Genomic DNA, 13381 nt, shown 5'->3' on the forward strand with positions numbered 1-13381 from the left:
TTTTGAGTTTTGAACTCTCAGTTTTCCTAAGATTCTCCTCTCTTCTTTCTTCCCTCTTCTCTCCCCCCCAATACCTCTTGCACTAACTGCACTAATTTTTCAGCCGCGCCCGGCTGTCCGCGTACTGCTCGGAGTTCACTCCGCATTGTTTGTAATGTTTCAGGATGCTCCAAGTAGTGCGTCACCTTTGCCGCCACCTCTTGGGGCTGAAACTCGCCATACCATTCGGGGACAATTTCTCGTTTTGCCCAAATATTGGGCCACGCCCTCAGCTTTGGACGAAGAGAAGCCAGCCAGCTAATTAATGTTGCCATACTCGTTCCAATCGCAGGCAGATTGACCAATAATCCGGGCAGCCCATCCCAAGCTCGCATAATGTTGAGTTGATGCATGGGCACCAGCACCAGCATCGGAACCGCCAAGGCACCCAATTCAGCCGTGTTTGCCCCAATTGTAGTCAGGCAAAGAGTGCAGCGCGACAGCACCTCATAGGCGGGAAATTGGCTCCATAGAAGCACCTCGGTTCCGGCAGACGTTTTCAATCGGGGCAATTGGTCGGCGGCATCGGGAATAATTAGAGCCGCAGATGCCCAACCGAGCTTTTGAATAATCGGATTTTGCGCTGAATCGGCATAGCTGGCAAGGGTTTTCAGATCGAGGGAGGGGGCTACTGGAATCACAAATTGGGCAGCGGGATAGGTTTGATGCAGATGGTCGGCGATCGCCAGCGTCAGGGGCACTCCCAAAATCAGCTTCATCGGTTTAGAGCCGGGAAGCAGTCCAATTAAAAGTGGAGCATTGAGTTCAGCGATTTGCTTATCCTGGCTGCCTTCAAGCTTGCCGGCTTCTGCCATCAGATCGCCAACGACAGTAAATTTATGAGCATATTGAGGAGAAACGCGATCGCAAATCGTTGAATTCATTACGCCAAAGCGATCGACGAGGGAATGCCAACGCGCTTCCCATTCTGCATAAACAACAGTGCGATACCCCAACCGTTTGCCAATCACCACTGGGAAAAACTGATCGCCACCCAAAAACAGCACAATCCCGTTTAATCGCCAGTCCCAGTTTTCCTGGGTTTTACCCAATAGCAAAAATGGAAAAAACTGAGCGGCTTCCTGAACGCGATCAATTTCAGTAAAGCGACGGGCGATCGCGCCTTCCTGACCGCTAGCATTCGCGCAGGGCGACAGCACCACTGAGATTCTTACTTGGGTGCGGTCGTCCCCCAGTTGTCGGCGTAGTTCCTTAACTACGGGATGCACCCACGTTGCTAATTCTCCAGGACCATTCGACAAAATCAAAATATCAACAGGCTGACTCACAAAAAACTCCTGATACGTTTGGAAACTCACTCACTTCAGGGCTGAGAGGAAAAACGGGCGTTGCTGAAAGCGCGATGGATTGCAAAGTCTGCCCACTATTCAAGAGTAAGCAATCTACACCCTAGCCCTCCTCATGATTGTCTAACTATGCCGGGATAGAATGCTTTTTAGCGGAAAAGAGCAGGCGAAACTAGGCGCGATCGCAGCCGAAAGAGCGGCGAAAGCGGAAGCCAAACGCAATCAGCAAAAAGAGAAATCTAAAAAACCGCAAAAACATAACCAGTTCAACAACCCTGTGTATCCTGTAAGCCCTGATGTTTTTCAGAAATACTGCCCTAAAATGCTGTAATTGGGGGTGGTAAATAACTCTAGGGACTATGCACCAGCTAGCCAGCAAAGTAAAAGTTTCACCGAAGGTATTTACACCAATCGCGATCGCACTAGGAATTCTAATTTTAGGTGGCTTGGGCTACCGTTTATATGGACAGCACCAGACGCTTCAAGACTTTGGCAAGCAGATTCAATCACTGCCAGTATCGGTTCCCCCTGAAGAGAAACTTAAATTAGAGAAAGAGCGCATTGCACTAGAAAGTACGCTCACAAGCACTCTGGCTCAAATCCTTACGGGTGGATTTTTCTTTATCACTGCCTATTTTACTTGGGGAAACCTTCAAGTTGCTAATGCAAAACAAATCACTGAACGGTTCACTCAAGCCATTAACCAACTCGGAAGTGAGAAGATCGAAGTCCGATTAGGCGGCATCTACGCCCTAGAGCGAATCGCTAAAGATTCGCCGAAAGACCACTGGACGATCATGGAAGTCATGACGGCGTTCGTGAGGGAGCATTCCAAGCTGCAAAAGAGCAATCCAAAACAAACGTTTCTGACTGATTTTCTGCCTCAGTCTCAGCCTAGCGAAGACAACACACAGCATAAAATCGCTACTGATGTCCAAGCGGCATTAACCGTAATTGGACGGGGAGATCGAAAAAAGGAAGAACCTCATCAACGCATTGATTTAAAGCAGACAGATCTCAGCGGTGCCAACCTCAACCGTGCCGAACTCTTCGGTGCTGACCTCAGCCATGCCAACCTCAGCGGTGCAAACCTCATCGGTGCCAACCTCAGCGGTGCAAATCTCATCGGTGCCAACCTCAGCGGGGCTTACCTCGGCGGTGCAAACCTCAGCGGTGCCTACCTCATCGATGCCAACCTCTTTCGTACTAACCTCTTCCGTACTAACCTCAGCGGTGCAAATCTCATCGATGCCAACCTCAACCGTGCCGAACTCTTCGGTGCAAACCTCAGCGGTGCCTACCTCAGCAGTGCAAACCTCAGCGGTGCCTACCTCAGCAGTGCAAACCTCAGCGGTGCCAGCTTCTTCGATGCCAACCTCAGCGGTGCCAATTTCTTCGATGCAAACCTCAGCGGTGCCAACCTCAGTGATGGTAAAAACTGGACTGAAGCACAGCTTGCCGCAGCCAAACTTTGTAACACTCTGTTGCCAGAAGGGTGCAACTTGAACCCAAATCGAGACTGTGAAGCGTTGGGCATTTCACTCGACGCACCCCTACCAGATCCACCAGAGTAGTTCATGAAATCCCACGCAAAGCGATCGCGCTCTAATTTTGGTTGGGCTGAGATTGAAGTTGTTGGAGTTGAGCGATCGTTATGCCAGTGATTTCAGCAATCATCTCCAGAGGTAAGCTCTTCTGAAGCATTTTCAGAGCCAGCGATCGGCGCTCATCTTCTCGTCCCTGCTCTCGTCCCTTTTCCATCCCTAACTGTTCAATCGACGTGATATAAGGCATCTGGCGCTCCTGCTCATACTGCTCAAGTTGATCGCGGAAGACCTGCTTCAACCCCTCCGGTAACTCCATCATCCAATCGAGAAATCGGAATAGATTGAGTATATCCTGTCGCTCATAACCCTGTTCATACAACCGCCGCGTCAGCCGAAACTTCCAGTCCTTCCGCGCCACGGCATCATTGCGCGTCTCCTTCGTCTTCAAGTGTGCCATGACCGCGATCGCAAAAGGATTGCGGCTAGACTCTAACTCTGCCCAACGTGAAGCATAATCCAGCAGCTTGATCATGGGAAAGCGAAAAGACACCTCACACCCCCAAAGGGCATCTTGAAATGTCTGGGGTCGCCAAGTGGCTCGCTCATCTCCCAAAATCGCTAAGCTGGCAATCTTTTGGTGATAGCGATCGCGCAATCGGTAGTAATACACAAACATGCGATCGCTAAACTGTTCTTCTTCTTGGCTTTGGATTTCAATATGAGCGAAGACCCAAGTCTCTTCACCACTGAGTTTCCAGACTTTTACAAGCTTATCGACTAGCCGCTTGCCCAGTTCTGCATCCCGCACAACTTGCTGCAATTCTTGATCCAAAAAGTCATAGCCTCGGCTCCAGTCAATATCAGCGTGAATTTGGGGAAAGAAGAACTGTATGAAGTCTTGGAAATAGGCTTCCAGAATCTCCTTCCAAGGGCTATCAAACTCGTCACGCGATCCGGTCATGGGTTCTCTGAAAAATGATCGCCTAGTGTAACAGATACGCCAGAGGCTGATGATTTCAGCGATCGCCCCTCCATTTCCGTCTTTTTTCCCTTTTTTACTATTTGTCGTGCAACTGCATAAGTCCTGCTCCTTTTAAGATTCGTTGCGAATTTAATTGGCGTTCCTGGAAAAATCGCCGTTTTAGAAAGCATCGGCTACGCTAGTCTGCGTGAATCCATGCAACGATTTGAGTCGCGAAAGCAATGCAGTATTCTGTAAATAATCTCTTCGATATACTGGGCGATCGCCGACTGCTCGCGATCACCGATGGCATTCCAGTGGAGTTTGCCTTTTTGCCCGGTGAAGCCAATGATGTCCGGGGACTCAATGCCTTGCCCTTGAATTTGCCTGCCCACACTCCAATCTATGCCGATGCTGCCTATACGAACTATCAAGTTGAAGATAGTCTTGAGCAGACCGATGCCATCACTTTGCAAGTGGCTCGTAAACGCAATTCCAAACGCCCTGATTCTCCCACTCTCGCTTACATCAAGCAAACCCTCGCCACTTCATTGAAACTGTTTTCAGTGGCATTACGGCTCAATTTCCCAAATCAATTCATGCAGTGACGATGGATGGCTTTTTGCTGAAAGTTTCTACTTTTATCGTTGGTTTCACCCTTAAAGCTGCTTTTATCGACTAGTCCTTCATTCCTGCTCAATCGGGTACTAACTGCTTTCGCGAGAAAGTTTGACTCGTTCACCGGAGTGCGCTTCACAGTCATCTCCCATCTCCAGATAACCCGCAACTTGGGTTAGATAGTAGGAAACAGTGAGAGAATCTTCTGGTTCCTAACCTCTTGCCTCTTGCCTTTTCCTTCAACTCATCGATTTAACAATTGAGTCGTCGTATAAGGATTCGACTTTGAGCGGTTGAGGCACAATTTTGAATTCATAAGCCGCTTTTGCCGTGAGTTCGAGGTTACCAATCAAGCTGTTGGGATTTGCCTTGTTGAAAGCAACTGTTTGGTTGCTTTCTAGGTCAAACAATTTTGCGCCTTGCAGCTGCGCTTTCACCTCGTCTCCCGAAACACCTAATTTTTTGCCTGCGATATTAAATGCCTCTGTATCGTTGGCGTTCAACAATTTCACCGCTTTATCGACTGCCCGAAAGTAGGCTTGCAGATCGGTTTTGCGCGACTGAATCAGCGGGTCACGAGCAATCACCACATCGGCAATTAGGTTGGTTCCTTTGGTGGAAAAGACGACTTCGCCACCGCCTTGTTTTGCGGCTTTGGTGAGATAGGGTTCGTAGGAAACCGCCATGTCTACTCGTTTTGCGCCAAAGGCAGCGGCGGCATCGGCGGCGGCTAGATTTTTGATGACCACATCTTTCTCGGTTAGCCCTGCTTTTTGTAGATAGGCTGCCAGCAAAATCTTTTGAAACAAAATATCTTCACGACCCACGGTTTTGCCTTTGGCATCTTGGGGAGACTTGATATCTCGTCCCAGAATGCCGTCTGCGCCGTTGGAGTAGTCCACTAGATAAATAATCTTGACGGTGGGATCTTTTGCCAAGATTTGAATGGCATCCCCGGAGGTCAACCAGGCGAGATCAACTTTGCCAGCGAGAAAGGAAGTGATCTGTTCGGTATTACTTTGAAAGAAGAGATCTTGAACGTCGAGCTTTTCGTCTTTGAAAAAGTTTTTGCCGACTGCCACATGATGTCCTGAATAGCCAACCCAGTTGTTGGTGGCAGAGACGAGGGGCTGAGATTGGGTAGCGTTGGGCTGCTGAGAGCAGGCGACGACCAGAAGCAAAGAGGCGAAGGCAAGAGAGAGCGATCGCACAATGGCAGAGAACTTAGGCATAACAGCAGTACTTTTAAGGAATGAATGGGTCAAATTAAACGGCAGTCGGGTCGCCGCGTAGCGCATGAATCACCTGGCGTTTGATGGCGACAAACTCAGACGAGAGTTTGATATCCAGTTCTCGGTGTTCAGGTAGAAGGATGGGAATTTCCGAGTGCATCCGTCCGGGTCGGGAACTCATCACGTAAACCCGCTGGGATAGGTAAATCGCTTCTTCGACATCGTGGGTAATCATCAGAATGGTGACATGAGTTTGCTCCCAGAGATTGAGTAAAAACTGCTGCATTTGCTCTTTGGTTTGAGCATCCAGCGCGCCAAACGGTTCATCCATCAGCAAAACGGCGGGTTCGTTTGCCAAGGCACGGGCGATCGCCACTCGCTGTTTCATCCCGCCCGATAGCTGTTTGGGATAGGCATCGGCAAAGGGCACCAGTCCAACCACGTCTAAAAAATAATGGACGCGATCGCGCTGTTCTGCTTTGGATAACTTCTGTAGTTGCAATCCAAAAGCGATGTTTTTAGCCACCGTTAGCCAGGGATAAAGCGTATAGCCCTGAAACACCATGCCGCGATCGGAACCAGGACGACCCGTAACCGATTGCCCATCCACCAGCACCTGTCCAGATGAGGGCGCAACCAGACCCGCAATGATATTCAGCAGCGTAGACTTGCCACAGCCTGATGAACCGACTAAACAGACCAATTCCCTGGAATAAATTTGAAACTGAATATTTTCCAAAACGGACAATTGTCCACCTGTTCCTGGGTAGGCTTTGCTGATGTTTTGAATTTCCAGTTTTGCAACTGAGATCGATCTGTCGGCATGGTCTGGCGTGGCTATAGAATCTGGATATTTCATCACTCAAGCTCTTCATAAGGGATACAGCAGTTTTCGCTCAATTTATCTCCCGTCGCGAGAAAAAGATTTTCCAATAAGATTTTCAATAAGAAAGCCCAAGAGAGCCACAATCTGTTGAGCGATTGCCAGCTTCTCCCGGGCTTTTTTCCCGCCGTGTAACCCTTCTTAAAGTGCGATTAGCAAATTAGTGGGGCTTGCCTCTCTCGGACCAGGCGTTCAATTAGTCAATTAATTCAACCGGAACCCTAGAGGCTTATTATTCAAAATTTCTTAGATTAGGCATACCAACCCTACAAAATTGAAGCTGTATCAAAAGCCACATATACCGCAGATTATTAAGCGCGGCATTTGCCATAATCTACTGAAGCGCATTGCTTTCAGCCCTTTTCAGGCGAAGTGAATTAAGTTCTATTAATCTAAGAGGGAAGAAAACAACGCGATCGCATCACTGCTCACGTCACTATTTATTCATCTGGTTTAGCAGCCACAACGCCGACACAATCCCGACAAACTGCGCCAAAATCACATTGATGCTTGCCTGCACGACAAACGTATCTGCTGGTTGAATAAAACGCGATGGGTCAGTATTCACAAAACCACCGATGCCTTGGCTGAGCGCCTTGCTCACCAGCAAGCCCACCACCGTCTCGGCACCTAAAATCGCCAGCAGCATCCCCACCAAACTAACCATTAAGCCAAAGCGAATCGCTTGAACTGCTTCAGATTTCCTAGGACGAACCGTTTTATCACTGCCCAGCCTGCGCCCATAGGAGACATAGCGACTGAGCGCCCAAAACATATTGAAGCCTAAAAGCCCAAGCCCAACTACTGTTAAAATGCCCCCAACCCCTGTACCTGGGTTGGTTGCCGAAGAACCTGCGCTGCGACCGGCTGCCACAGCAAAAATTAACGTGATCGTAGAAACCACCGTTAATACCAATTGCACCCAAAAGCTAACCCAGCCTGTGAGTCTAAAAGCTTTAGCTATTTGCTGAATGGTGGGTGACGGACCACCAGAGAAACCTGTTTTATTCATACCCTCTGTTGTAAGCGCTCCACCCAAAGCATCCTAGCGAATGTTAGCCATTAGATGGGCAAAACCTGCATGGCTATAGTGTCGCATGGAGACAGAACCTTTGGTCTATTCAGGTCGTTCATTCAGTTCAATCAAAAATTCTTCAGCTTCAAATTAGAAAGCTTCGTAGCAGTTTGCATTAGGATGTGGGCAGGATATTTATCTCGTGAGCCGTTATTTAAACTGCCGATAAAAATTCTGATTGATGGTTTGATTGAAAGCTTTGATTTTTTGTTTGTGGGAATCAGATTGATTTATGTCCACTACACTTTCTCCTAAAAACCTTGCCCCAGAGCTTCCCCCCTTAAAAGTGCTGATTGTGGAGGATGACCCGATGATGCAGTTGGGGTTAGAGCAAACTCTAGGAGAGTATCCCCAGTTAACGATCGCAGGGCTGGCTGGCGACGGTTATGTCGCGGTTGAAATGGCAAAATCTTTGAAGCCAGATATCATTGTGATGGATATTGGCTTACCGCGCCAAGATGGGATTGCTGCCACCCAGCAGATTAAGGCGATTTTGCCTGAAATTCATATCGTTATTCTTACGTCCCATATGACTGAGATAGAGGTGATTGCGGCACTTTCTAGCGGTGCAGATGCGTTTTGCATTAAAGGAACGAATGTGGAGCGATTAATTGCAGCGATCGCTGCTGCTCAAGAAGGAGCCACCTACCTCGATCCTCAAATTGCCCGTCGCGTTATCGAACACCTGAAGCCACCCACATCCCCAACAATTGTTGGACGACTTTCTCAGCGTGAAATGGAAGTACTCAAACTCATGGTCGATGGCTACAGCAACCCTGAAATCGCAACTGCTCTGTATCTGAGTCCCAACACTATCAAAACCCACATTCGAGGAATCATGAATAAGCTCGCCGTGGATGACAGAGTGCAGGCAGCCGTCGTTGCCCTACGAGCCGGACTTGTCTGATCAAGCGATCGGGCAGAGTGACCCATTTACAACTCTATGGAGTCTTAATAAAAGGAATCTTAATAAAAATCGTCAGAAAAGGTTGCGCCCCTCGTCTGACTAATCTCCAAAAAATGCATAATGTAAGAGATTTTCAGGCATCACCCGGAAAAACTGTTTTCCCTCAGTAAGTAAAATTAGTCCATTGAGTGGATGTTGTTTTCTATCGCTATTGCTAAGGTTAGGGAACAAAGACATTCACTGGGTTTTCTCGCAGTTTACGCTCAATGCTCATCGCTTGTTTAGATGGTAAAAAACATGAAGTTTGAAGATATTTATCGCTTTTTCCAAGCACCGCCTCCTTTCTATCTCAACAAAGAACTGGCAGTCTGTTATGTTCTTGCCGTTCTTGTTCGTGGGGATTCCTATGGAACTGAACTCATTCAGCTTCTCGAAAATGAAAGTAATGCCTATCGCCTTTCCGACACGGTTCTTTATAGCGCTTTAAAGTTTCTGGAAGAGGAAGGAATTATTGCAGGATATTGGAAAAAGGTTGAGGGAAGAGGTCGCCCACGCCGGATGTATCAAATTCAAGATGATGCCCAGCAACATGCTAAAGAGCTTTCACATCTTTGGCAAGAATATGTTAATCGCTCTAACAGTACGCCTCAAGCGTCTGAGTTAGCTCACAGCTAGCAATGGATAGGTAAATTCTGTTATGGGTGTTCCTGTTCTGTCATCCACGGTCTTTTTGACCGTGCTGATGTTAATTGGGCTAGTATTCTTCATTCGTGCTTCAGTGAAAGATCGAACTCAGACGCTTTCATTCACGTCGGAGCAACCTGAAGCAACCTTGGCAAGTCAGTTACAACGCTATTTCACTCAGCGTGCTTATCAAGTGACAGCGGTTGATAGAGAGGAGGACAAGATTACATTTGAAGGGATCGTTCGTCCTAGCGTTTTTCTAGCAATGTTTGTAGTGATGCTAGCGGTAGTTGGAATGCTGTGTCTATCACTTATATTAGTGATCTCATTTCCTAGCTTGTCTAGGGGCGCTTTTATGCCGATAGTCCTCTCTCCGCTTGCAGGGTTCTTTTATTGGCAAAACGCGAAGCGTCCTGAGAAAGTCGTGCTTAAACTTGAAGCCGCCTCAAAGGATCTATCGACTTCTCAAAGTCTACTGACTGTGGTTGCCCATCGTGATGAATTACTAGAGTTACAGCGGGCACTTCCATTGAAACTCGCTGAATAGGTTTTGTTTTCATCTTTCCCAAAAAGTAGTCCCGCTCGGAATCTTTCTGAGCGGGACTACTTTTTAGAGAAAAATTTCTCTGCTTTATTCAAGCTTTCCGTGCAGACATCACCATCTCCAGCGGAACTTCATCTTCAGGTGGTCTTAAGCTAGGGAAAAGGAAATGATTTTCTTCGACATACTGCGCTCCAAAAAGCCCTTTCTCCGCCCAGAAGTACCGATCCGTGGTATGCTCGTTTCGCTTAACGAGTAATAGAGCAGGCGGAAGAATCCCTTCTGAATGAATAAACTTGCGGGCTGCCGTTACTGGCTTGTCTTCCCCACACTCGATGCTGAACTGTGGTATGTGCTCCAAAATTCTGCGACCCTCTTGCCGACGGCGGCTTTTACGCTTGCGTCTCCTTGCCAATCCCGCTACCCCCTTAACTAATGACTCTATTTAAGTGTAGTTTTAGTTACAAAACCCGTCGCAAGTATATCGATTTAGCTCAAAAATTACAATTTGTTTTAACCCATTGATACAAAGACTACATCTTTCCCTAAAAACAGGTAAAAATACTTGTACTTAGTAAAGTAATTTCTGACCTTTTTAAGATAAGCATTTTACAAGAATAAAAAGCGGTTATTGGCATGTTAATGCCCATTAGTCCTGAGTTTATTGCCCTATGTCGATCGCAGATTTTGCTGCTGACCCAAGCGGTTGGTGCGTCGATGAGTGTGGTTTACATTAACCAAGAGCGAGAAGAGGGGACTTCAACTCAGTTAGTGCCCATTGCTGTTTATCCTGATGGCTCTGTTGATCTACGGGAACTTGAAGCGTCGCTAGTGTCTGATGGCAGTGTATCCTCATCGTCTGTGCAATTGCCGAGAGGGAAGATGCTGCCTCAAGCCGGGGAAACTGGAAGTAATGACCTTGTAGCGGCTGGAGAATCGAACCTTTTGCCGTTAGAGATACCCCATTCATTCCAACCGATCGCAGAAAACTCATCTCTGGCAAATCAGCGCCAAATTGTGTTGCCATTGATGCATGAAGAGATGATGTTGGGATTGCTGGTGACGCAGCGAGACGATCGCGCTTGGACGGTCTGTGAAGAGACTCAGGTAGAAGAAGTTGCAACGTCGATCGCGATTGCTTGTGTTTTAGATCAGCGGTATCAATGGATGAATCGCGATCGGCAGCGAGAACATGCCTTGCGAGTCCAACAGCACGACATGATGGATAATCTGCTGCATCAATTTCGCAATTCTCTCACCGCCTTACAAACCTTTGGTAAACTGCTGATCAAACGGATGATACCAGGGCAGACCCAGGATATCGCTACGAATATGGTGCGAGAAGCCACGCGCCTTAAAGAACTCTCCCAGCAAATTGAGTTAGTCACTGGCATTAATGCCCCCCAGCTAGCACTTTCTTCTAGCATGGATGATGAAATCGCAACTTTGGTTCAGCCATTAGGAGATGCGGTCATTGAAGTGCAAACTCTTCCCCTCTTGCCAACAGCAGGTTTTTTGATAGGCACTTCTTTTCCGTTAGAGCGCTGTTTAATCGAGTCTGTAGTCGAGCCTTTAGTTGCCTCTATGAGAACGTTGGCAGAGGGCAAAAAACAAATGTTACACAGTCAAATTTCAGAGGATCTGCCGCCTGTTTGGGCAAATCCTCAAGCGTTGCGAGAAGTGTTGCATAATTTACTTGAAAATGCGGTTAAGTATACGCCTAGTGGTGGTCATATTTTCATTACAACAATTGAAAATGAGTCTGACACTGAGCTTAGGGTCGAATCTGAAGGTCATTTATCTTGGCTAGAAATTGCGATCACGGATACCGGATTTGGGATTCCCCAGCAAGATTTGCCCCATCTGTTTGAGCGGCACTATCGCGGAGTACAGGCTGAAGGAACTATTCCTGGAAGTGGGTTAGGGTTGGCGATCGCGAAAACGCTGATAGAACAGATGCATGGCACAATTCAGGTGATGAGTCCGGCTGATTTAGCTAGAGTCGATACTGCTGAATCCACGTCTAAATTTGCGTCAATGTTTATGAATAGACCCGGTACTACTTTTGTGGTGCAGCTTGCGATCGCGATCGACCATTCAGAGGATCGGTTTCAGTCAAACATATAAATACTAAAAAAAGCTAGAGATTTAGATTATCTAAACCTCTAGCTTTGAACCATAGACTCATCCGATCACCCAAGACAGATGCTCAAACCGGTCACCTCAAACCGATCACCAGTTTCATTTCCTTAAGGGATCACCAAATCAGAATTCAGCGTTAGCAACAAGTCGGTGTTTGGATTGATGGCAAACAAATCAATGCGATCGCGGAAGAGGAAGCTTAAACCGGCACCGACAAAAGCGCCAGGAAGAACTTCATAGAATTTAATGTTGCGATCGCCTGTTACTCCGGCAATTCCAGCCGCCGCACCTGCGCCTACCACCGTACCTGCTGCAATCTTGCCAACTGAAGGCGACTTGGTAATGGTTTCAGTTTTGGTGATCAAGCTAGATGCCGCATTGACCGGCAACCGCTTCCCGTCGGGTAGAACAACTTCACCCGCCGTAAACTGAGCGCCGTTAGGAGTCGTGATCAACTGACCCACCACATCGCTGCCAGCCGGAATTAGCACTTGTCCTTGCGAGGTCACCACATTTTGAGCAACCTTCATGGTGAACGGAGTGGGTGCCTCATTCTTAGCCAACAGAACCTTGTCAGCCCCTTCAAACCTTACTGGTATAGACGTGCCCGCTGGAATTCTCACTCCGGCAGAGGGAGCATCACCCACAATGAAGGGGGATTGAATTGGAGCAATTTGTCCGGTGCTAACTAAAGACTGGAACAGGAACGCTGCTACGTCTGCCCGTGTTGCGACCTCATTGGGTCTGAGGAGCCGAATATCGGGAAAGTTAACGACCATCCGTCGTTGAGTTGCCGCAGCCACGCCATTACGAGCATATTGAAGGACGGTATTACCGTCGGCAAAGATACCCAGGGTCGTATCTACGGAGCCAGTTGGGGCATAGCTTAAGCCGCTAGTGAGAGAAACCAACACCTGCGATCTCGGAATGTTTTCACTGGGTCTGAATACATTCCCTGGATAGCCTGCCATAAAGCCCATGGTGTAAGCCCGTTGAATGGGAGCCGCCGCCCAGTTATTTGAGGGGACATCCACAAACGTAATGGGTTCGCGCACTCGTGGCTTGTTAAAGGCTTTATTGATCATTGCCGCAAATTGGGCACGGGTTACAGGCTGTTCAGGGCGGAAAGTTCCGTCTTCAAAGCCTGCAATTACACCACGGGCAGCCAGTTCGCTAATAAACGGAGTTGCCCAGTAATTAGGCGGCACATCGGGGAAAGAAGACTGAGAGTACGCTGGAGTACTCATCATTACCATCGGCGCAACCGTTCCGGTTACGAGTCCTAAGGCTACTAATGCAGTAGCCCCAGACTTCCAAGAGTTAGAATTCAACATGGGAGGACTCTCCAAAGAAACATCGACTATTCGTTAGATATATAGACCTTACACAAGGTAAGAAGGTTCCTCAGGAGATCACGGCAGAAACTGGCGATTATTTAGCAAAAA

14 protein-coding genes, 1 pseudogene and 1 riboswitch are annotated in these 13381 nt (G+C 47.8%); of the genes and pseudogenes, 8 read left to right on the forward strand and 7 right to left on the reverse strand.

The window, feature by feature from the left end:
- Positions 1-26: 26 nt before the first annotated feature.
- The gene (locus AC1S5B_RS23075; RefSeq protein WP_482038013.1) at positions 27-1328 is read right to left on the reverse strand and encodes a glycosyltransferase family protein; all 1302 of its coding nucleotides are present in this window, start codon (positions 1326-1328) and stop codon (positions 27-29) included.
- Between the two features lie 160 nt (positions 1329-1488).
- Here AC1S5B_RS23075 and AC1S5B_RS23080 point away from each other — a divergent pair, with 160 nt between their 5' ends.
- Both AC1S5B_RS23080 and AC1S5B_RS23085 read left to right on the forward strand, forming a co-directional pair.
- Positions 1489-1677, forward strand: coding sequence for a hypothetical protein (locus AC1S5B_RS23080; RefSeq protein ID WP_482038014.1), 189 nt, complete (start codon positions 1489-1491; stop codon positions 1675-1677).
- A gap of 28 nt (positions 1678-1705) precedes the next feature.
- On the forward strand, positions 1706-2920 hold the full coding sequence (locus AC1S5B_RS23085; protein ID WP_482038015.1) for a pentapeptide repeat-containing protein: 1215 nt from the start codon (positions 1706-1708) through the stop codon (positions 2918-2920).
- 31 nt (positions 2921-2951) lie between these two features.
- On the opposite strand, the gene AC1S5B_RS23090 is transcribed toward AC1S5B_RS23085, so the two are convergent.
- Positions 2952-3854 carry an Rpn family recombination-promoting nuclease/putative transposase gene (locus tag AC1S5B_RS23090; RefSeq protein ID WP_482038016.1) on the reverse strand — a complete coding sequence of 301 codons (903 nt, stop codon included), beginning with the start codon at positions 3852-3854 and terminating at the stop codon, positions 2952-2954.
- Positions 3855-4141: 287 nt separating this feature from the next.
- Between AC1S5B_RS23090 and AC1S5B_RS23095 the strand changes: the two are divergent.
- Positions 4142-4536: pseudogene (locus tag AC1S5B_RS23095) on the forward strand (transposase family protein); the annotation flags it as partial.
- 175 nt (positions 4537-4711) lie between these two features.
- Here AC1S5B_RS23095 and AC1S5B_RS23100 read toward each other — a convergent pair.
- The 3 genes from AC1S5B_RS23100 to AC1S5B_RS23110 all read right to left on the reverse strand — a co-directional run bounded on the left by AC1S5B_RS23100 (position 4712) and on the right by AC1S5B_RS23110 (position 7599).
- A complete protein-coding gene (locus tag AC1S5B_RS23100; protein WP_482038017.1) occupies positions 4712-5770 on the reverse strand; it encodes an ABC transporter substrate-binding protein in 1059 nt (352 codons plus the stop codon).
- Positions 5739-6563, reverse strand: coding sequence for an ABC transporter ATP-binding protein (locus AC1S5B_RS23105; RefSeq protein ID WP_482038018.1), 825 nt, complete (start codon positions 6561-6563; stop codon positions 5739-5741). Before AC1S5B_RS23105 ends, AC1S5B_RS23100 begins: the two co-directional genes overlap by 32 nt.
- A gap of 130 nt (positions 6564-6693) precedes the next feature.
- Positions 6694-6823: riboswitch (guanidine-I (ykkC/yxkD leader) on the reverse strand.
- Positions 6824-7023: 200 nt separating this feature from the next.
- The gene (locus AC1S5B_RS23110; protein ID WP_482038019.1) at positions 7024-7599 is read right to left on the reverse strand and encodes a DUF3611 family protein; all 576 of its coding nucleotides are present in this window, start codon (positions 7597-7599) and stop codon (positions 7024-7026) included.
- 295 nt (positions 7600-7894) lie between these two features.
- Here AC1S5B_RS23110 and AC1S5B_RS23115 point away from each other — a divergent pair, with 295 nt between their 5' ends.
- The 3 genes from AC1S5B_RS23115 (at position 7895) to AC1S5B_RS23125 (ending at position 9800) form a co-directional block, all read left to right on the forward strand.
- Complete coding sequence (locus tag AC1S5B_RS23115; RefSeq protein ID WP_482038020.1) at positions 7895-8569, forward strand: response regulator transcription factor; 675 nt, start codon at positions 7895-7897, stop codon at positions 8567-8569.
- A 297-nt stretch (positions 8570-8866) separates the two neighbouring features.
- Positions 8867-9244 (forward strand): PadR family transcriptional regulator, encoded by a 378-nt coding sequence (locus tag AC1S5B_RS23120; RefSeq protein ID WP_482038021.1) that lies wholly within the window; start codon positions 8867-8869, stop codon positions 9242-9244.
- Positions 9245-9266: 22 nt separating this feature from the next.
- On the forward strand, positions 9267-9800 hold the full coding sequence (locus tag AC1S5B_RS23125) for a cofactor assembly of complex C subunit B (protein WP_482038022.1): 534 nt from the start codon (positions 9267-9269) through the stop codon (positions 9798-9800).
- An 88-nt stretch (positions 9801-9888) separates the two neighbouring features.
- Here the strand turns inward: AC1S5B_RS23125 and AC1S5B_RS23130 are convergent, their stop codons facing one another.
- Positions 9889-10146, reverse strand: coding sequence for a DUF3155 domain-containing protein (locus AC1S5B_RS23130; protein WP_482038420.1), 258 nt, complete (start codon positions 10144-10146; stop codon positions 9889-9891).
- Between AC1S5B_RS23130 and AC1S5B_RS23135 the strand changes: the two genes are divergently transcribed.
- Positions 10081-10230, forward strand: a complete 150-nt coding sequence (locus AC1S5B_RS23135) for a hypothetical protein (protein WP_482038428.1) — start codon at positions 10081-10083, stop codon at positions 10228-10230. The two genes, AC1S5B_RS23130 and AC1S5B_RS23135, sit on opposite strands and share 66 nt — an antisense overlap.
- 200 nt (positions 10231-10430) lie before the next feature.
- The gene (locus tag AC1S5B_RS23140; RefSeq protein ID WP_482038023.1) at positions 10431-11921 is read left to right on the forward strand and encodes a sensor histidine kinase; all 1491 of its coding nucleotides are present in this window, start codon (positions 10431-10433) and stop codon (positions 11919-11921) included.
- Positions 11922-12043: 122 nt separating this feature from the next.
- Here AC1S5B_RS23140 and AC1S5B_RS23145 read toward each other — a convergent pair whose 3' ends face one another.
- On the reverse strand, positions 12044-13270 hold the full coding sequence (locus tag AC1S5B_RS23145; RefSeq protein ID WP_482038024.1) for an S-layer homology domain-containing protein: 1227 nt from the start codon (positions 13268-13270) through the stop codon (positions 12044-12046).
- Positions 13271-13381 lie beyond the last annotated feature (111 nt).

The sequence above is a fragment of the Leptolyngbya sp. CALU 1928 genome (assembly GCF_056784215.1).

Excerpts from the sequence above, each read along its gene's own strand:
- AC1S5B_RS23080 (WP_482038014.1), top strand. The coding sequence starts at position 1,489 with ATGCTTTTTAGCGGAAAAGAGCAGGCGAAACTAGGCGCGATCGCAGCC.
- AC1S5B_RS23085 (WP_482038015.1), top strand. The coding sequence starts at position 1,706 with ATGCACCAGCTAGCCAGCAAAGTAAAAGTTTCACCGAAGGTATTTACA.
- AC1S5B_RS23090 (WP_482038016.1), bottom strand. The coding sequence starts at position 3,854 with ATGACCGGATCGCGTGACGAGTTTGATAGCCCTTGGAAGGAGATTCTG.
- AC1S5B_RS23100 (WP_482038017.1), bottom strand. The coding sequence starts at position 5,770 with ATGCGCTACGCGGCGACCCGACTGCCGTTTAATTTGACCCATTCATTC.
- AC1S5B_RS23105 (WP_482038018.1), bottom strand. The coding sequence starts at position 6,563 with ATGAAATATCCAGATTCTATAGCCACGCCAGACCATGCCGACAGATCG.
- AC1S5B_RS23110 (WP_482038019.1), bottom strand. The coding sequence starts at position 7,599 with ATGAATAAAACAGGTTTCTCTGGTGGTCCGTCACCCACCATTCAGCAA.
- AC1S5B_RS23115 (WP_482038020.1), top strand. The coding sequence starts at position 7,895 with ATGTCCACTACACTTTCTCCTAAAAACCTTGCCCCAGAGCTTCCCCCC.
- AC1S5B_RS23120 (WP_482038021.1), top strand. The coding sequence starts at position 8,867 with ATGAAGTTTGAAGATATTTATCGCTTTTTCCAAGCACCGCCTCCTTTC.
- AC1S5B_RS23125 (WP_482038022.1), top strand. The coding sequence starts at position 9,267 with ATGGGTGTTCCTGTTCTGTCATCCACGGTCTTTTTGACCGTGCTGATG.
- AC1S5B_RS23135 (WP_482038428.1), top strand. The coding sequence starts at position 10,081 with ATGAATAAACTTGCGGGCTGCCGTTACTGGCTTGTCTTCCCCACACTC.
- AC1S5B_RS23140 (WP_482038023.1), top strand. The coding sequence starts at position 10,431 with ATGTTAATGCCCATTAGTCCTGAGTTTATTGCCCTATGTCGATCGCAG.
- AC1S5B_RS23145 (WP_482038024.1), bottom strand. The coding sequence starts at position 13,270 with ATGTTGAATTCTAACTCTTGGAAGTCTGGGGCTACTGCATTAGTAGCC.